This is a genomic window from Pedobacter jejuensis (assembly GCF_003725795.1).
Taxonomy (GTDB): Bacteria; Bacteroidota; Bacteroidia; order Sphingobacteriales; family Sphingobacteriaceae; genus Pedobacter; species Pedobacter jejuensis.
Window position 1 is genome coordinate 74,823 of the sequence record NZ_RBEE01000005.1, and the last position, 19,878, is coordinate 94,700.

Annotated in this window: 15 protein-coding genes; 12 read left to right on the forward strand and 3 right to left on the reverse strand. The window is 36.2% G+C overall.

From position 1 onward, the window contains the following. Positions 1–76 precede the first annotated feature (76 nt). From D7004_RS04310 to D7004_RS04355, 10 genes are all read left to right on the forward strand, one after another. Positions 77–748 (forward strand): basic secretory protein-like protein, encoded by a 672-nt coding sequence (locus tag D7004_RS04310; protein ID WP_123204645.1) that lies wholly within the window; start codon positions 77–79, stop codon positions 746–748. A gap of 17 nt (positions 749–765) precedes the next feature. Beyond that, a complete protein-coding gene (locus tag D7004_RS04315; RefSeq protein ID WP_123204646.1) occupies positions 766–2,160 on the forward strand; it encodes an alpha-L-fucosidase in 1,395 nt (464 codons plus the stop codon). Positions 2,161–2,190: 30 nt separating this feature from the next. Next, the gene (locus D7004_RS04320; protein WP_123204647.1) at positions 2,191–4,476 is read left to right on the forward strand and encodes a GH92 family glycosyl hydrolase; all 2,286 of its coding nucleotides are present in this window, start codon (positions 2,191–2,193) and stop codon (positions 4,474–4,476) included. A gap of 129 nt (positions 4,477–4,605) precedes the next feature. Then, on the forward strand, positions 4,606–6,027 hold the full coding sequence (locus D7004_RS04325; protein WP_123204648.1) for a 3-keto-disaccharide hydrolase: 1,422 nt from the start codon (positions 4,606–4,608) through the stop codon (positions 6,025–6,027). A gap of 11 nt (positions 6,028–6,038) precedes the next feature. After that, complete coding sequence (locus tag D7004_RS04330) at positions 6,039–8,024, forward strand: c-type cytochrome (RefSeq protein WP_123204649.1); 1,986 nt, start codon at positions 6,039–6,041, stop codon at positions 8,022–8,024. 80 nt (positions 8,025–8,104) lie between these two features. Then, the gene (locus D7004_RS04335) at positions 8,105–10,459 is read left to right on the forward strand and encodes a TonB-dependent receptor (protein ID WP_123204650.1); all 2,355 of its coding nucleotides are present in this window, start codon (positions 8,105–8,107) and stop codon (positions 10,457–10,459) included. 271 nt (positions 10,460–10,730) lie between these two features. Then, complete coding sequence (gene rpiA, locus D7004_RS04340; protein ID WP_123204651.1) at positions 10,731–11,420, forward strand: ribose-5-phosphate isomerase RpiA; 690 nt, start codon at positions 10,731–10,733, stop codon at positions 11,418–11,420. A gap of 827 nt (positions 11,421–12,247) precedes the next feature. Further along, positions 12,248–12,634 carry a LiaF transmembrane domain-containing protein gene (locus D7004_RS04345; protein ID WP_123204652.1) on the forward strand — a complete coding sequence of 129 codons (387 nt, stop codon included), beginning with the start codon at positions 12,248–12,250 and terminating at the stop codon, positions 12,632–12,634. 357 nt (positions 12,635–12,991) lie between these two features. Next, positions 12,992–14,311: a DUF3887 domain-containing protein gene (locus D7004_RS04350; protein WP_123204653.1), complete on the forward strand. Its 1,320-nt coding sequence runs from the start codon at positions 12,992–12,994 to the stop codon at positions 14,309–14,311. 171 nt (positions 14,312–14,482) lie between these two features. Beyond that, on the forward strand, positions 14,483–15,451 hold the full coding sequence (locus D7004_RS04355; protein ID WP_123204654.1) for a YihY/virulence factor BrkB family protein: 969 nt from the start codon (positions 14,483–14,485) through the stop codon (positions 15,449–15,451). Between the two features lie 14 nt (positions 15,452–15,465). On the opposite strand, the gene D7004_RS04360 is transcribed toward D7004_RS04355, so the two are convergent. Beyond that, complete coding sequence (locus tag D7004_RS04360) at positions 15,466–15,888, reverse strand: secondary thiamine-phosphate synthase enzyme YjbQ (protein WP_123204703.1); 423 nt, start codon at positions 15,886–15,888, stop codon at positions 15,466–15,468. Positions 15,889–15,890: 2 nt separating this feature from the next. After that, complete coding sequence (locus tag D7004_RS04365) at positions 15,891–17,201, reverse strand: M23 family metallopeptidase (RefSeq protein ID WP_123204655.1); 1,311 nt, start codon at positions 17,199–17,201, stop codon at positions 15,891–15,893. A gap of 216 nt (positions 17,202–17,417) precedes the next feature. Here D7004_RS04365 and kduI point away from each other — a divergent pair, with 216 nt between their 5' ends. Further along, positions 17,418–18,257, forward strand: a complete 840-nt coding sequence (kduI, locus tag D7004_RS04370; protein ID WP_123204656.1) for a 5-dehydro-4-deoxy-D-glucuronate isomerase — start codon at positions 17,418–17,420, stop codon at positions 18,255–18,257. A 23-nt stretch (positions 18,258–18,280) separates the two neighbouring features. Then, positions 18,281–19,045 carry an SDR family NAD(P)-dependent oxidoreductase gene (locus tag D7004_RS04375; protein WP_123204657.1) on the forward strand — a complete coding sequence of 255 codons (765 nt, stop codon included), beginning with the start codon at positions 18,281–18,283 and terminating at the stop codon, positions 19,043–19,045. Positions 19,046–19,162: 117 nt separating this feature from the next. Here the strand turns inward: D7004_RS04375 and D7004_RS04380 are convergent, their stop codons facing one another. Next, positions 19,163–19,789 (reverse strand): carbonic anhydrase, encoded by a 627-nt coding sequence (locus D7004_RS04380; RefSeq protein WP_123204658.1) that lies wholly within the window; start codon positions 19,787–19,789, stop codon positions 19,163–19,165. Between the last annotated feature and the right edge of the window lie 89 nt (positions 19,790–19,878).

Here is a 19,878-nt window from a genome sequence, read left to right on the forward strand (position 1 = left end):
ATATTTTTATTCTTTACTGTTTATCGGTAAATAATCTATAGCCCAGAACTTAAATATCAGACATAAAATTAAACACATGAAAAAAATACACTTACTTAGCATTTTATTTTTTGTTGCACTGCTTCCTCTTACGCAATTAAAAGCTCAGGAAATCATTAAGAAAAAAGGCTACACATTAAGTTTCGAAAGCAACTTTGCTGAATTAGATCCGAAGTTAAAGAAACGATTAATAGAATCCTTTTTTGAGGTTTATCCTAAATTAGCTAAAGAGTATAATCCGAATACATTAAAAGAAGTAAAATTTTCTGTTGATACCAATTACAAAGGTGTTGCAGCTACCAGTAATGGAAAGGTAACATTCAGTTCGATTTGGATGGTTAAGCATCCTGAAGATATTGATGTTGTAACGCATGAAGTAATGCACATAGTTCAGGATTATGGCAGAAGTGTTGGTCCGGGTTGGTTAACAGAAGGCATTGCAGACTATGTTCGTTCAAAATTTGGTGTTGATAATCCTGGTGCTAAATGGACCATGCCTGATTTAAAACCTGAGCACTCTTACAAAAACAGCTATCGTATTACCGCTAGATTTTTCACCTGGATTGAAAAAAATGTTAAATCAGGAACGATTAAAGCTGTTGATGCTTCATTAAGAGATCATACTTATACATCTGCAATCTGGACTAAGTTAACAGGTAAAGATTTAGATGGACTTTGGGCAGACTACGTTAAAAATCCTCAAATTTAAATATCCAACCGCTCGATATGTATAAACCAATTACTAAATCTTTAATATTATTCGTTGCAGCAAGTTTGTGGTCAACCATTATAATGGCGCAAACGGTAAGCTTGGCGAAGCGACAGCAAGATTTTTTTGATCTTCGTTTTGGTATGTTCATTCATTACAACATTCCAACTTATATGGATCAGGATTGGGCAGATCCGGAAGCATCACCTTCCATATTTAATCCTAAAAAACTAAATACCGATCAGTGGGCCAAGGCTGCCTTATCGGCAAATATGAGTTATGGCTGTTTAACAACCAAACACCATAGTGGTTTCGCAATATGGGATACCAAAACAACGGATTATAGTGTAATGAATAGTCCTTATAAAAAAGATGTTGTAAAAGCTTATACCGAATCTTTCCGCAAGGCTGGCTTAAAAGTAATGTTGTACTATTCTATTTTAGATACACATCATAAAATCCGTCCCAACCAAATTACGCCCGAAAAAATTGATTTCATTAAAGCTCAGATTAGAGAGTTGTTAACCAATTATGGTAAAATAGATGCACTAATTATTGATGGATGGGATGCGCCATGGTCGAGAATTTCGTACGATGATGTTCCATTTGAAGAAATATATTCCTTAATAAAATCAATCCAACCCGAGTGTTTGGTGATGGATTTAAATGCAGCAAAGTATCCTGCAGAAGCTCTGTATTATACCGATATCAAGTCTTATGAGCAAGGTGCTGGTCAGCATATCCAAAAAGAAAGCAATAAATTACCAGCGTTATCTTGCTTACCGATTAATACCGCATGGTTTTGGGAAAGTGATTTCCCAACAGCACCCACAAAAACGGCTACCGAATTGGTAGATGGGATTTTGAAGCCATTAAATATGGCTTATTGTAACTTCATATTAAATGTTGCACCAAACCGCGATGGATTAATTGATGCAAATGCATTGGCAACTTTAAAGGAAATAGGACAAAAATGGAAAAATGATGGTCCACTTCCTGCATTACCTGTATCGGCAGCACCAATTATTTCATCTAACATTGCTAAAAAGCAACCTGCTAATGCAAGCTGGAGCGATGATATGTGGATAATGGATTTTGCAAATGATGATAGCTACAGCACTGCATGGTTATCCAATGCTACTGTTAAAGCACCATGGTATGAAATTACTTTTGAAAGGGATAAGCCATTCAATATGATTGTTATCGCCGAAAAAAAGCCAGGCATAAAAGCTTATCGGTTGGAGTACAGCGAAAACGGAGTTTGGAAACCAATCGTATCCGGAACAGATGCATCTAAAATAAAAATACACCGCTTCAATAGGGTTTGGGGTAAAAAAGTTAGAATACTGATAGATAAATTTGATGGGCAGGTACAACTGGCAGAATTTCAGGTTTACAACGAAAAAAGATAAACAGCAAACACATAAACTGATATATAAATAATGAAAAAATTATTCATCGCCTTATTAAGTTTTGCAGCAACAGGAAGTTTTGCACAACAAGTTGGCAAAATAACCGATCCGGTAGAATGGATTAATCCTTTGATGGGCTCTCAATCAAAACCAAGTTTATCAAACGGCAATACTTACCCAGCTGTTGGCGTGCCTTGGGGTATGAACATGTGGACTCCACAAACTGGTAAAATGGGAGATGGTTGGGCATATACTTATGATGCCGATAAAATCCGTGGTTTTAAACAAACACATCAGCCTTCTCCATGGATGAATGACTACGGTGCTTTTGCAATTATGCCGGTAACTGGAAAATTAAAATTTGCTGATGACGAACGTGCAAGCTGGTTTAGCCACAAAGCAGAGGTTTCAAAACCTTATTATTACAGTGTTTATTTAGCTGATGCTGATGTTACAACAGAATTGACACCAACAGAAAGAGCTGCTCAGTTTAGGTTTACTTTTCCTAAAACCGATAGTTCTTTCGTTGTAGTAGATGCACAAAACAAAGGTTCGTACATTAAAATTTTTCCGAAAGAAAGAAAAATAATTGGCTACACAACCAAATATGCTCGTGGACCTCTACCTAAAAATTTTAAAAACTACTTCGTTATTTACTTCGATAAAGATTTTACTTTGGCTAAAACCTGGAGTGGAAAAACTCTTGGAAATGATTTAGAACTTACCAGCGACCATACAGGTGCAGTAATTGGTTTTAAAACCACTAAAGGAGAAAAAGTTACTGCAAAAACGGCTTCGTCTTTCATCAGTTTTGAACAAGCAGAGTTAAACTTAAAAAGAGAATTGGCTGGTGATAGTTTTGATGCTACTAAAGCTAAAGCAAAAGCCGTTTGGAATAAAACCTTAAGCAAAATCGCTGTTGAAGGCGGTTCAATAGACCAAATGCGTACTTTTTATTCTTGTCTGTATCGCACCTTATTTTTTCCAAATAAATTATATGAGTTAGATGCTAAAAACCAAATTGTACACTGGAGCCCATATACTGGTGAAGTTAAACCGGGTTATATGTTTGCCGGTACAGGTTTTTGGGATACTTTCAGAGCATTATATCCTTTCTTAAATCTTGTGTATCCTTCAATAAATAAGGAAATGCAGGAAGGCTTAATTAATGATTATAAAGAAGGTGGGTGGTTGCCAGAGTGGAGTAGCCCGGGTTATGCAAACATTATGGTTGGCAATAATTCTGCTTCTGTTGTTTCTGATGCTTACATTAAAGGTTTGCGTGGTTATGATATTAATACCTTATGGGAAGCACTTAAACACGGCGCCAATAACGAAGGACCGATTGCAGCTGTTGGCCGTAACGGCGTAAAATATTACAATGAGTTGGGTTATGTACCATTTGATGTTAAGGTAAATGAAAACGCAGCAAAAACTCTAGAATATTCTTATGATGATTTCACTATTTACCAATTAGGAAGGGCGTTGAAGAAACCTGCTTCTGAAATAGAAATATATAAGAAAAGGGCGATGAATTATAAAAACCTGTTCGACCCATCATCGGGTTTAATGCGTGGAAAAAATCAAGATGGAACATTCCAAAGTCCTTTCAGTCCGTTTAAATGGGGTGGTGCTTTTACAGAAGGCAACAGCTGGCACTATAGCTGGTCTGTTTTTCAGGATGTGGATGGCCTGGCCAAGCTTATGGGCGGACATGAAAAGTTTGTAACCAAATTGGATTCAGTTTTCTCCATGCCACCTGTATTTGATGAAAGTGCTTACGGGGGTGTAATTCATGAAATTCGTGAAATGCAAATTGCCAACATGGGGCAATATGCTCACGGTAATCAACCTATACAACACATGATTTATTTATACAATTTCGGTGGTGCTCCATATAAAACTCAATATTGGGTTCGTGAAACTATGGATAGAATGTACAAAGCAACTCCAGATGGTTATTGTGGTGATGAAGATAACGGACAAACTTCTGCCTGGTATGTATTTTCTGCAATGGGTTTTTATCCGGTAACGCCCGCAACAGATCAGTATGTTTTAGGAGCTCCTTTATTTAAAAAGGTAACGCTAACTTTAGAAAATGGGAAAACTGTTGTAATTAATGCTGCTGCAAATAGTAATGAAAACCGTTACGTTCAATCGCTACAAATGGATGGAAAACCCTACTCTAAAAACTGGATAAGCCACAGTGGTTTGCAAAAAGGTGCCGTTTTAAATTTTAATATGTCGGCAACGCCTAACAAAACAAGAGGGTCAAATCCGGTAGATTTCCCATATTCATTATCTACAGAAAAATAAACTATAAAATTATTTGTCTGATAAGCTTGTCGAAAACTTTAGATTTCGACAAGTTTAATCTGGCATACATTGATAGATTAATCACTAAATTGATTATCCAATACAGCACTATTAACTAAACCAAATATTATGAAGATTAACGTCTTAAAAATTGGGTCGACAGCCTTTATCTGGTTGCTTGGAACATACATGGCATTAGCCCAACAACCCAACATTCCACTTACCGATTTATCAGCATTTAAAGAACCCGGAAATTCTTGGTCTTTAGTGGGCGATGTAACCGTAAATCTAGATCAACTAAATTCTATAAAAGGTACGAAAGGAACTGGAATTTTGTTAAACATCTCTGAACCAAAAAAGGTAGGTTTTGATTTAACGACAATAAAGGAATATGGCGACATGGTTTTAGAACTGGATTACCTTACAGCAAAGGGAACCAATTCTGGCATTTATCTACAAAACAATTACGAAATACAATTGGAAGATTCGTGGACAGTTAAAAATCCACTTTCATCAAACAACGGCGGCTTGTACGAACGTTGGGATAATGATAAACCCGAAGGTGAAAAAGGTTATGGTGGTATTGCGCCACGCCAAAACGCAAGTAAAGCACCAGGTTTATGGCAGCACATTAAAATTGTTTTTCAGGCACCAAAATTTGATGGATCGGGTAAAAAAATAGCAAACGCTAGGTTAATTAGTGTTGATTTAAACGGTGTTACCATTCACGAAAACGTAGAACTTTGGGGTCCTACAAGAGGTGGTTATGGAACAGAAAAAGCAATGGCACCAATCCGCATTCAAGGCGACCATGGTTCTATAGCTTTCAGAAATATTTCCATTACTGATCTTCCAGCAGCAGCTGCACAAACCGGTCGTCGTGGCGGAGGTGGAGCAGATCCAATTTATGTAGATGCACCAGCTAATACCATGATTAGAAGTTTTGTTGATGTAATGCCGGGCGTACGTTCTGTACATGCAATTTCAGTTGGTAGTCCGCAGCAAACCGCCTACAGTTACGATTTAGACAATGGAACATTATTACACGGCTGGCACGGAGGTTTCTTAGATGCAACCCCAATGTGGGATGGTCGCGGTAACGGAACATCTCGCCCATTAGGCAGCGTAACCCGCTTTACAAAAAAACCGGTAATGGCCATTTCAAAATTGGCAACTGCTGATGCAGCTTGGGTGACCGATACCGCAGGGACAGGCTTTCGTACTAAAGGTTATGTAATGGATAATCAAGATCGCCCGGAATTTAAATACCAGATTTATGGAAATAAAGTTACCGATGCAGTAAAGGTTTTGGATAACGGACAAGGTTTATCAAGAGAGGTTACTTTAGAGCAGCCTGCTAAAGATTTATACTTGCTTTTAGGGGAAGTAGCCGACATAAATGAAGTGGCGAAAGGCTTATACGTTGTTGATGATAAAGCATATTATCTGCAATTTCCAAATGGCGAAAAGCCAATCGTTAGAGCTGTTGACGGTAAAAAGCAACTGATTATAGCAATTGGAAGCAAATTGAATTACTCTATTTTATTTTAGTCTGTATTACGATGAGATATACATTTAAAACATTAGCAATGATGGCGCTAAGCCTAAGTTGCTCTGCGCTTTTTGCCCAGGAAACACCAAAGGAAGAGGATTTTTTCAGAATTAATAAAGTACGTGTACCAGAAGGACCAATTTTAGAAGTTGGGGGTTTAGTTACTTTGCCAAACGGAGATTTAGGAATTTCTACCCGAAGAGGTGATGTTTGGATTGTTGAAAACCCAACAAGCACGAAACCTTATTTCCGCAAGTTTGCAACTGGTTTACACGAAATTTTAGGTATAGCCCAAAAGAACGGTGCAATTTATGTTGCGCAACGTGGCGAATTAACCAAGCTGGTTGATAAAAACATGGATGGCAAAGCCGATGTTTATGAAACGGTTTATGCATGGCCAATTAGCGGTCATTACCATGAATATAGCTTCGGACCAAAAATAGCTGCTGATGGAACATTTCTGGTAACAGCGAATGTAGCTTTTGGCGATGAAGAATGGTGGAGGGGAGAAAGTAAGGTGCCAATGCGTGGCTGGGCAATGAACATTACCGAAGATGGTAAAATGACTCCTTATGCAGCTGGCTTTCGTTCTCCTGCTGGTATTGGCATGATTGATAATCAATTTTATTATACCGAAAACCAAGGCGATTGGGTTGGGTCAGGCGGTTTATGGAAAGTAAATAAAGGTGATTTTATGGGTCATCCGGCGAGTTTAAAATGGACCGACCGACCAGATTCTCCTGTGAAATTACAATCAGATTTTTTCTACGCTAATATAGATGAACGCCGCATTAAGAACGAACAAGGTAGATACATCAAACCAGAAAACAGAGTTAACGAAACTTTTAAAACGCTTTTTGATATGAAGAAAGTTTTTCCAGAATTGCGATTGCCTTCTGTTTGGTTGCCGTATGGCATCTTAGGCATTTCATCATCAGAACCCGTTAAAATTCCAGAAAATACCTTTGGTCCTTTTGCAGGGCAAATTTTAGCTGGCGATCAAGGCATGAGTATTATTTCAAGAATTTTCCTTGAAACCGTAAAAGGCGAAGAACAGGGTGCTGCTTTCTTATTTAGAAAAGGATTTCGTTCTGGTGTATTACGTTTAGCCTGGGGTACTGATGGTTCATTATTTGTTGGGGAAACCAATCGTGGTTGGGGTTCGGCTGGTGATGCAAACGAAGGTTTAGAACGCTTGGTTTACAACAACAAAGTGCCTTTCGAAATGAAAGCTGTTCGTTCAATGCCAGATGGATTTGAGGTTGAATTTACAAAACCTGTTGATCGTAAATCAGCAGAAGATTTGGCATCGTATGCAGCAGAAAGTTTTATTTATAAATATCATCCGGTTTATGGTTCGCCTCCGGTAAATGTAGAAACCTTAAAAATCACTGGTGTAAAAGTTTCAGCCGATGGTATGAAAGCACGACTTATCATTCCAAATCTTCGTCAGTATTATATCCACACGTTAACTTTAGATGGTGTTCGTGATAAAGAAGGTTTTTATTCTTTGGTTCATCCTGTGGCATATTATACCTTAAATCAAATTGCTGATGGGGATAAATTACCGATGAGTGAGGTGAGTACAAAAAATTCAGAATCCGGACCGAAAGCTTCGGCTACGCCAGTTAAACCTTCTGCTAAACCAAAGGCATCAACAGGAACTAAACCAGAAGCAAAAGGTGCTACAAATACTACCCCGGCCAAAGTTAGTGCAACATTAGCATCAGCAAAATCGCCAACGTATAAAGAGGTAGAAGGATTGTTAACAAAAAATACCTGCTTGGCTTGTCATAATCCCACCAAAAGACAAATCGGTCCGCCGTTTTTGGAAATTGCAAAGCGCAAGTATTCTCCAGAGAAAATTTATAATTTAATTCATAATCCTCAGCCACAAAACTGGCCGGGTTATTCAACAGAAATGCCGCCAATGCCTCAGGTAACTAAGGCCGATGCTTTAAAAATTGCTGCATGGATTAATTCATTGGATAAATAAAAAAAAGATAGTTAGTTTAGTTGGTTAAACGGTTGGTGGAAACGCCAGCCGTTTTATTTTAAAAAGGATAGAGCGAAAAAATGAAAAGAATCTTATCGTTGATAGGCATAAGTATGTTAATCTGCTTTGCAGTGAATGCACAGCAAAAAAGTAAAATTACAGGAACAGTTAAAGATGCAAATGCTGCATCAATTTCTGCTGTAAATATTCAGGTTTTAAATACAAATTTAAGTACGGTAACAAATTCTAATGGCGAATTTGAGTTAAAAAATGTACCATCAGGCAAGATAAATTTAAGAATTAGTGCAATAGGTTATGCTACTATTGTTAAACTTGTTAATGGCAATGAAACCTTAAATGTGGTATTGCAGCAATCAAATTCCAGATTGGATGAAGTAACGGTATCGGCTCAAAAAACCGAAGAAAATATTCAAAATATTCCTTCAGCGATAACTGCATTTACTGCAGAAAAAGTAACAGATTATCGAATTCAAAATACACGTGATTTAGCTACGATTGTTCCAAACCTTTACAGCAGTAACCCTGGTGATGGTCGGAACATAACTTCAATAAGAGGGATCGGAACAACATCATACGATCCTGCTGTTGCAACATACATAGACGGCGTAAATCAATTCGGTTTGGATACTTATATCGCATCTTTATTCGATGTAGAAAGAATAGAAGTGTTGCGTGGTCCACAGGGAACTTTATATGGCAGGAATGCAATGGGCGGTGTAATTAACATCATTACGAAACAGCCTTCTAATTACACCACAGGTTTTGCTGGTGTTGATGTAGGTAATTATGGTCAGCAGCGATATAGTGCAGGCATTCGGACGGCTCTGGTAAAAGACAAATTATTTTTTGGAGCTGCGGGTTTGTACAATCGTATGGATGGTTTTTACACCAATTCTTTTAACAATTCTAAATTTGATAAACTTCACGGCTATTTAGGTAACTATTATTTAAAGTTTTTAGCAAGCGATAAATTTGCGTTAATCTTAAATGTTAAACACAACGAAAACCGTAATAATGGTACTTTCCCGCTAGCGGGCTCGGTTAACGATGCTTTAGAAAATCCATTTGTGTTGAATCAGAATGCAATAACAAAAATGGTAGATAACTTATTTAATACTTCATTATCTGCTAATTATGCTGGCGAATCAATAAATTTTAGTTCTCAAACTGCTTATCAATCAAATTACCGTTATTATACACAACCAATAGATGGCGATTTCTCTCCGATAGATGGTGTTTCCATTGTAAATAACTATGGAAAAGACTTTAATAAAGTTCAGGTTTACACGCAAGAATTTAAACTAAGTTCTCCAGCCTCTAATAATTCAAACTTAAAATGGGTTGCAGGTTTATATGGTTTTCATCAGAATAGTCCGGTAAAACAAGGAACATATTTTGGTGCTGATGCAGCTTTGGTTGGCGCACCATTTCCATTTTTTACCAGCTTAAATACCAATACAGGTAAAAGTTATGGTTTGGCTGCATTCGGACAAATAACGTATTCAATCACCGATAAGTTAGCGGCAACAGTTGGTTTACGTTACGATTACGAACATAAAAAACAAACTGCTTTAGGCGAATTTTTAATGGATGGCATGGATCCTGTTGTTACTCAAAACGATACTGCAGCAACAGCAAATTTCAAAGCTTTTTCCCCAAAATTTAGTTTAGCGTATTCAATTGAAGATAATAATACTATTTATGCAAGCTACAGCAGAGGTTTTAGAGCAGGAGGTATTACACAGCTAGGTTCTGATCCATCGGTTTTACCTTTAGTGGCTTACAAACCTGAATACAGTAATAATTTCGAAATAGGCTCAAAGAATACTTTTCTAGATGAACGCTTGAGCATCAACATTGCCGCATTTTATATCAAATTAACTGATGCGCAAATTCCCGTATTGGTTTTGCCAGATGCCGTTACCATTACCAGAAATGCTGGCGAACTAACAAGTAAAGGTTTGGAATTAGAACTTTCTGCGAAGCCCGTTAAAGGCTTAAATGTAGATTATAATTTTGGTTATACAGATGCAACATACACTTCGTTACAATTGCCTCAAAATGGTGCCACAGTAAATTTAAATGGCAACAGACAAATATACACACCCGAAATTACTTCGATGCTTGCGCTTCAATATGCTTATGAATTGGATAAATCATCAAAAATAAATTTAATTGCCCGTGGAGAATGGTTGTTTACGGGCAATCAGTTTTATGATTTAGCAAATCAAATTGAGCAAAAGGGTTATAACTTGTTCAATGCTAAATTGGGTGTATCAAACAAGAGATTCGATTTGTTTTTCTGGGGAAGAAACCTTGGCAATAAAACTTATATAGATTATGCTTACGATTTTGGAGCAGCACATTTAGGAAATCCGAAAACTTATGGGGTTTCGTTAGTTGGAAGGTTTTAATTTGTTATAATTATATTGAATTTTTGAATGACTAAAGGTTGATGGAAACATCAGCCTTTTTTGTTTATAAGGATTTGTAAACTGCATTAAAAAAGAAATGGAGATTCCACTTTCGCAGAATCCCCATCATCTAAATTAACGCTCTCGAATATATAAACGCTGTAAAACGGATTTATTGTGTAGAGATTATTTTTTATAGATATTCTTTAAAATAGCTGAGTCGCTTTTGGTTTCCGCAGCAAATAAATATTAAATTTCTACTTTTACTTTTATGGAAGGCATCGATAAGAATAAGCAAGACCAAGAAAAATTATCAGCTGCAAAGGCTGCTTTTCAATTTGTTAAGAATAATGATGTTGTTGGTTTAGGTACAGGCAGCACTGCAACTTTTGCAATAGAAGAATTGGCTAAGCGTATTCAGGCTGGTTTAAAAATAAAAGCTGCGGCAAGCTCTGTAAAAACCGAAGAACTGGCTCTTTCTTTAGGCATTCCAATCTTGAAACTCGAAACTTTAGGCTCAATAGATATCAGCATAGATGGCGCCGATGAATTTACAGAATCGCTCAACCTGATTAAAGGTGGAGGTGGAGCATTATTTAGAGAAAAAATCATTGCTTCGTTAAGTAAGAACTCAATTATAATTACCGATTCATCAAAAAAAGTAGATAGGCTCGGTGCATTTACCGTTCCTGTTGAAGTTGTTCCGCTGGCCTTACAATATGTTTTGAATCAATTAGCGGCGTTGAATGGAAAAGCTGTATTACGAAAAATGGATGAAAAAACCTTTGTAAGTGATAATGGGAACTATATTGTAGACGTTGATTTCGGACTATTAGATAAGCCCGAAGAACTTGCACTTGCTTTAAATCAAATTGATGGCTTGCTGGCTCATGGATTATTTATCGGCTTAACAAGTAAAGTAATTATGGCCAAGGGCGATGAAATTTTAGTTTTTGAGTAGGGCGGGCAGAATAATAAGCTGAGTTCGATTATTAATTATCCTTCACATTATTAATAAGCTGCTTTTTTTAGTTCACGTCACCCTGAATTTATTTCAGGGTCTTATTTGCAGGAAAGATGCTGAAATAAATTCGGCAAGACGTATCGTACAAGCAATACGGAGATAAAACAGCAAGGTTTAAGTTTAAGAATCGAATTTATGTTATCAAGATTGCCACAGAAACACTGGAATCACAGAATAGAGCGTTTGTAATGAAGAACAGTATTCAAATGTGTTCTAAAGCTGTTTTTAGTTTACGTCACCCTGAATTTATTTCAGGGTCTTATTTGCAGGAAAGAAGCTGAAATAAATTCAGCAAGGCGTGTTGTAAAAGAAATACGGCAATAAAACACCAAAATATTAAGTTTAAGAATCGAATTCATGTTATCAAGATTGCCACAGAAACACAGAAATCACAGAATAGAGCGTTTGTAATGAAGAAAAGTATTCAAATGTTTTCTAAAAGCTTTTTTAGTTAACGTCACCCTGAATTTATTTCAGGGTCTTATTTGCAGGAAAGATGCTGAAATATATTCAGCAAGACGTGTCGTATAATCAATAAGACGATGAAACAGCAAAATTTAAGTTTAAGAATCGAATTCATGTTATCAAGATTGCCACATGACGATGCGTAATTTATTTCACCGATATTTTTTTAATCCTTAAAAACAGCCGAATATTTCTACCGATACTTTTGCTTCACTCACCGATAAATTAAAGTAATTTAAAGAAAAGCCATTCTCCAGCTTTCATTTTCGTGATACATTTGATATATAAAAACAAAGGTCATGGAAAATCTAATCAAAAAAAACCACGCAGATAAACAAATGGGTTTAGGCATTTTAATCATTGTAATCGGCTCTGTATTCTTGCTGCGAAATACTGGAATTGACATACCGCATTGGGTATTAAGCTGGCATACCATCATGCTCGGTGCTGGTTTGTGGATAGGTTATCGTAAAAATTTCCAAGGTAGTGGCTGGTTGGCATTAACGATTATAGGTGCAATATTTACATTGAGAGATATCACCATTTTAGATTTTGAACTATCGAAAATTACAACTGCTTTGGTGCTAATAGGTTTAGGTTTATGGGTAATTTTAAAACCTAGCAAGTTCAAAAATTTCTCAAATAATTTTCAAAACACTTCGAATGTGCATGAAATAAAAAACTAAAATTCGTAACTCTATCATATATCTAAAAGAGACATTTTAAAGAATTGTCTCTTTTTTGTTTATATAATAATTTGATGGAAGACAGCTGTAAAAAAAGAAACGGGGATTCCGCCGAAGCAGCATCCCCGTCATCTAAATTAACGCTCTCACATACATAAACGCTTAAATCTTTAACTATTGTGAGCAACACATTTTTTTATTGATTTTTTAACAGTTTAAATTTTTGATTAAGATAAGTTGAAGAAATTACAACAGTTTTAATAAAAAACTAACCAATTAGTTATAATTTAATAAATTAGGAATCAAATATTATTAACTTTGGTTTATCGCTATAACAACTTATACACCAGATCATTCATGAAAAAAGTAATTTTAGTAGCATTTGTGCTATTATTTATATCAAAAGCATCATTCTCTCAAAACGTAATCAGTCTTTTTAATAGTGCCAACAACTTTTTTCAACTTTTGACAGAGGAAAAATATACGGAAGCCTACAGCAATTTTGATGAAACTGTGAAAGCAAAATTATCAGAAGAGCAATTAAAAAAACTTTGGACCGATATCAACCAGAGTTTAGGTAAGGCTAAAGCATTGGATGCTACCCAAAGTAAAACCCAAGGAGAATTTTTTGCTGTAACTGTAGAAGGTGAGTTTGAAAGGGGTTCTCAGAATTTCATTTTAGGATTTAACAAGACGCAAAAGATCGTTGGATTTTTTCTTGCTCCGAAACCGTCAGTTACAAAATACTTAGCACCATCGTACGCTGATACAACATTGTATTCAGAAAAGCAAGCTTACATCACAGATGGTAAGCACCAACTTGCTGCGGTGATTACCACGCCAAAAAACAATAAAAATTTCCCAATGGTAGTTTTTGTACATGGTTCTGGTCCTGGTGATATGGACGAAACTGTTGGTCCAAATAAGCCATTTAAAGATTTAGCAGCAGGATTGGCTGCTCAAGGTATTGGCTCTATCAGATATGTTAAAAGAACTTTAATTTATCCTTACGAATTTGGAAAAGCCTTTACGGTTAAAGAGGAAGTTTTGGATGATGCGCAATCGGCACTGGCTATGGCCAAAACAATTCCAGGTGCTGATTTGAAAAACATTTATCTTTTCGGTCATAGTTTAGGCGGAATGCTTGCCCCAAGAATTGCTACCGCTGTTCCTGATTTAGGTGGTATTATTTTGGCCGCTGCACCAGCAAGGAAATTGACCGATATGATTGAAGAACAAAACAAATATTTGTTCGAGAAAACAAACGACACTGCCAAGAATGCAAAAGCACAATTTGATTTGGCGATTAAAGAAATTGATAAAGGTAGAATAACTCAATTGGGTACGATTAAGCCAGATTCGATAATATTGGGTTTACCTGCTTCTTACTGGATAGACCTTAACAATTACAATCAAGTTGCGGCTGCACAAAAATTAACAAAACCACGAATTTTCGTTATCCAAGGCGGAAATGATTATCAGGTTTCTAAGCAGGATTTTGATTTATGGAAAGCCGGATTGGCAAATAACAAAAATGCAGAGTTTAAATTTTATCCTGAATTAAATCATCTTTTAAGTCAGCAAGTTGAAAAGGGGACAGGTGCTCAGTACCAATCATTCTCCAGTGTATCAGCAACATTAATCAATGATATTGTCGCCTGGATAAAAATTAAGTAAGGTAAAAATTGAATTATTATTCGTCATTTATAATACCTGTAAATGTTCACAATTTAGTTGTTTTAAAAGGTTTGAGAATATTCAATTAATCTTCTTTTCTAATCTTTTATTGAGGTTTTTCAAACAATAAGTAAAAATCTTCGGTTGTGATATATATCAGCCTGAGCATTTATGAAAAGGAAGAAAGTATCAATAAAAGGAATATGGGAGGTCTTAAAAGCTTCTTTTACGGGTTTCACTACTCATAAAGTAACAAAATTAAGTGCGTCTTTAGCCTACTATACGGTTTTTTCGATGGCGCCTTTGCTAGTGGTTATCATCTCACTTTGTGGTATTTTTCTAGGAAGAGAAGCTGCAGAAGGTCAGGTTTATGGGCAATTGGCTGGTTTTTTAGGGAAGGATACTGCGTTAGAGTTACAAGAAATAATTAAAGGAGCTTATCTAAATGGAAAAAGCACAGTAGCCTTTACCATCGGTTTAATCACCCTGCTTATTGGTGCTACAACGGTTTTTGGCGATATTCAGGATTCTATTAATATGATTTGGGGTTTAAAGCCTAAACCAAAAAGAGATTGGTTGAAGATGTTACAAAACCGTTTCTTATCGTTTTCAGTGATAATAAGTTTAGGTTTTATCTTATTGGTTTCTCTTTCTCTTACTGCAGTTTTGGAAGGGTTTAATGAGCGATTGCAAGCCCGTTTTCAAGGTGTATCTGTCGTAGTTTTCTATATCATTAATCAAATTATCACGCTTGGTGTAATCTCGCTTATTTTCGGTGTAATTTTCAAGGTATTGCCAGATGCTTTGATTAAATGGCGAGATGTAATTTCTGGTGCTGTTGTTACAGCAGTCTTATTTATGATAGGTAAATTTGCCATATCATTTTATATTGGTTCTAGTAATGTTGGTGGAACTTATGGTGCAGCAGGTTCATTAATCATCTTGTTATTGTGGACATATTATTCATCCATTATTTTGTACTTCGGAGCAGAGTTTACCAAAGCTTTTGCAATTGCATATGGTTCAGAAATTCACCCATCGCACTACGCAGTAACAACTAAAGAAATAGAAATAGAAACCGAAGGAAACTCCATACAAGACAATCACAAAGAAATACGAGAACAGGTTCCTGATAAATAGTAGTTGTGGATATTTTATTCCCCCCAAGCGGTAACAACTATATTTCGTTTTCCGCCATAATTCCTGTGTTCGCAAAGATAAATGCCTTGCCACGTGCCAAAAGCTAGTTTGCCGTTTCTAATGGGAATGGTAACTGAATTACCAAGTAAAGCGGCTTTTAAATGTGCAGGCATATCGTCAGAACCTTCGTAATCATGTTCATAGTCTGGATCATTTTCGGGTACAGCTTTGTTAAAAAACATTTCGAAATCTACTCTTACAGTGGGGTCTGCATTTTCGTTTATGGTTAGCGAAGCTGATGTATGCTGAATAAAAACCTGGCAAATACCGATTTTTAAATTTCCAATTTCAGGGAAGGCATTAACAACTTCATCCGTTATTAAGTGAAATCCTCGTTTTCTTTCTCGTATTGCAAATGCTTGCTGATATATTTTCATTTCTATTTTTTTATCCAACCAGTATTTGATTCTTCATCAATTATCAAGTTATAATCTCCAAAATTACCCGATACATTTACATTTATACCTGCTTGTAAATTTCCCTTAATTGGTGCTAACGCATCTGGATTATCGTAAATCGCGGTGCTTGTATTGGTAACCTTTATTTTTTTATTCTGTTTTGATATTTGTGTGAGTTCAGCACTTTTAATAAAACCAATATTCCCATCGGGTAAAGTAACCTTGTAATAGTTTCCATTCGCCGAATTAACGTTAACAATTGTTCCGGTTTGCAACTGCGTAAGTTTTGATGCATTTGTAGTATTGCCATCCAACAAATTAGCTTTTCCTGAAGTTTTTAAAGTTTTATTTAAATTAGAAAGTGGGGCAGCAACATTTGGAGGAGTTTTAATTGTAGGATTTATAAATGGTAGTGGATCTATAGCGCCACCAAAAGTGTAAATACCAAAGTGCAAATGCGGTGGTGTGGTACGGGCATTTCCGGTATTTCCCATCAATCCTAAAGTATCGCCTGCTAAAACCTGGGCACCTTCTTTAGCAATTTGCTCATCAAGATGGGCATAATAAAGTGTATAATCTTTACCGGATGGCTTAAACCAAATTACCTTACCGCCTAAATTATTTTCGTTAACTCTTGTCACTGTTCCATTGCTGGTTGCTACAACAGGGCTTCTAAAAGCGCCGAAGATATCAACACCTTCATGCTTACGATTATTTTTATCTCGGCCATCGCCCCAATAACTACCGATATTTGCCCGTCCTGTTTTAGTTGGAAAACCTAACGATGGACCTGATGTTAACTCTAAAGTGTATTCAGCACTTCTTAATAGTTCTGGTTGTAGCCTGATTAAATAATCTCCGCTTTCATCCACATCAATCTGAATATCGTTGCCTAAAGTATCGGCAGATGCTAACAATTTAGCCTCACCATCAACAGGTAAGCGCCAAACATCAAGGTAAATGGCAGCCCCATTTTCTGGTTTCTTATTAAGCGATATGTTAATTTTTGCTCCTCTTGTAACGGAAAATTTGTAGGCTGTAGCATTTGCCTTCTCGGCAGAAAAATAACCAGTTTCTTTATAAGGGAGATTTATCTTTAAAGCTTTTTGCATGCTTAAGGTAGATGCATTAATCCAGGCAGAACCTAAGGCGGTTTTCTCCAAACCTGCAGTAATTAGTTTACGCTGATAGGTTTCATGTGGCGATGCAGCTTTAAATAAATTAACTGAGCCAGTTTTGCACGATAGAAATGTTGCTATTAAAAATAAACAGGTTAATTGTATTAAACGCATTGATGCTTCTTAATTATTATAGGATACAATCGATTAACAAATAATTCAGTTACAAAGTTTGTAAGCAAATGTGTTCTTGTAATGATTGTGATGTTAATAAAAAACGTTGTGTTAACGTTAATTTGTAGTAATTTACTCAATCATTCACTTATTAGCCTTGGTATAAATATATTTGCTATTATCATTCAAACCCAAAATCAATCTCAAATTTAATCAATGAATACATTCGAAAGCCGCTATGCTCAAAGCCCGAAAGAGGTTAAGCAAATGGACACATCTGCCTTAAGAGAAAATTTTTTAATAGAAAATGTTTTTGAAGCAAACCAAGTGAACCTAACTTTATCTCATTTTGATAGATATATTGTTGGTGGTGCAATGCCTGTAGGGCAGAAAATAGATTTACCAAATCCTGATGATTTAAAAGCAAATTTCTTTTTAGAAAGAAGAGAATTGGGGATAATTAATGTTGGTGGAAAGGCTATTGTTACGGCTGATGAAGAAACGTATGAATTGGAATATAAAGAAGCGCTATACATTGGAAGAGGAACAAAGGCAGTTTCTTTTGAATCTGTTAATGGTAACCAGCCTGCTAAATTGTATATCAATTCTGCACCCGCTCATCATGCTTATCCATCAAAAAAAGTAAGTAAAGCCGATGCTGAAATTGTAGAATTGGGTGCGCCTGAAACGGCTAATCATAGAATAATTAATAAGCTTTTGGTGAATAGTGTTTTGCAAACTTGTCAGTTACAAATGGGTATGACTGAACTAAAATCGGGGAGTGTTTGGAATACCATGCCTGCTCATACGCATGATAGAAGAATGGAAGCTTATTTTTATTTTGAAGTTCCTAAAGGCCAAAGCGTATGCCACTTTATGGGTCAGCCGCAAGAAACCCGTCACATTTGGATGCAGAATGATCAGGCTGTAATTTCTCCAAATTGGTCAATCCATTCAGGTGCTGGAACAAGTAATTATACATTTATTTGGGGAATGGCAGGCGAAAATCTTGATTATGGAGATATGGACCATTGTGCAATAACAGAACTAAAATAAATTTTGCAAATACATAAAATAAGATGTTAAATATATTTGATTTGGCGGGTAAAACTGCCTTGGTAACCGGATGTAAAAGAGGAATTGGTAAAGCGATGGCTTTAGCATTAGCAGAAGCTGGGGCCGATATCATTGGCGTTTCTGCTAGTCTGGAATTAGAAGGCAGCTCAATAGAAAAGGAAGTTACAGCTTTAGGAAAAAAGTTTTATGCTTACCAATGCGATTTCAGTAAAAGAGCAGCTGTTACAGAATTTGCAGCGAAAGTAAAAGTTGATCATCCTGTAATTGATATCTTGGTAAACAACGCAGGTACAATTTTACGTAAACCAATTGCCGAACACCCAGATGAAATGTGGGATGAGGTGATTGCTGTTAACCAAACTGCGCCATTTATTTTAACAAGAGAAATTGGTAGAGATATGGTTGCGAGAGGAAGTGGTAAAGTGATATTTACAGCTTCACTATTATCATTTCAAGGAGGTATTACGGTACCAGGTTATGCAGCAAGTAAAGGTGCTATTGCATCATTAACCAAAGCTTTTGCCAACGAATGGGCAGCTAAAGGCGTAAATGTTAATGCAATTGCACCCGGGTATATTGCTACAGATAATACAACCGCTTTACGCGAAGATGAAGATAGAAGTACGTCAATTTTAGCTCGAATTCCTGCAGGTAGGTGGGGAACTCCAGAAGATTTTAAAGGTCCGACAGTTTTTCTTGCTTCAAAAGCAGGCGATTATGTTCATGGCACAATCTTAACAGTTGATGGCGGCTGGATGGGCAGATAGGTTTATAAAAAGAAAAGTCTGAATTTTAGGTTTAAAACCTAAAAATTCAGACTTTCGTTGATTTTACGCTTTCAAATAATCGGTGCTTTTATCGCCAGATTATCGATTGCTACCTTATTAAAAAAGGTTGTAAATTTCTTTGATATCTTTTAAAATGTTATCAAAATCGATTTTTAAATCAATTATTTTACCAGTGTGGATATCAAAAACCCATCCTTGAACAGTTAAACCTCTTAAAGTTATGGCTTCTTGTACTGCAGCGGTTTTTAATAGGTTAACACATTGCTCCTGAACATTTAGTTCTACCAATCTATTGTAACGAACGCCTTCATCTTCAATAGCATTAAGTTCATCTCTATGAGTACGATAAACATCACGAATGTTTCTTAACCACGGGTTTAATATGCCCATATCTGCTGGTTGCATGGCCGCTTTAACCCCGCCACAATTGTAGTGACCACAAACAATGATATGTTTAACCTTTAAATGGCGAACGGCATAATTTAAAACCGTCATTACACTTAAATCAACATTGTTTACCAGGTTAGCAATATTACGGTGAATAAAGGCTTGTCCTGGTTGTATACCCATTAAATCTTCAGCAGTTACGCGGCTATCTGAACAGCCAATGTATAAAAACTCTGGAGTTTGACCTTTTGCCAATTCAGTAAAATAATCTGGATTGTTGGCTAATTTTCTGCCTATCCATTCTTCATTGTTCTTAAATACGTCTTGTAAATTCATCTTTTAAAATTGTAATTATTGGTTAAAATAATTTTCATGAGGTTAATTCAGGATGTAAATCTGATATAAAACTAAGAAAGATTTTGATT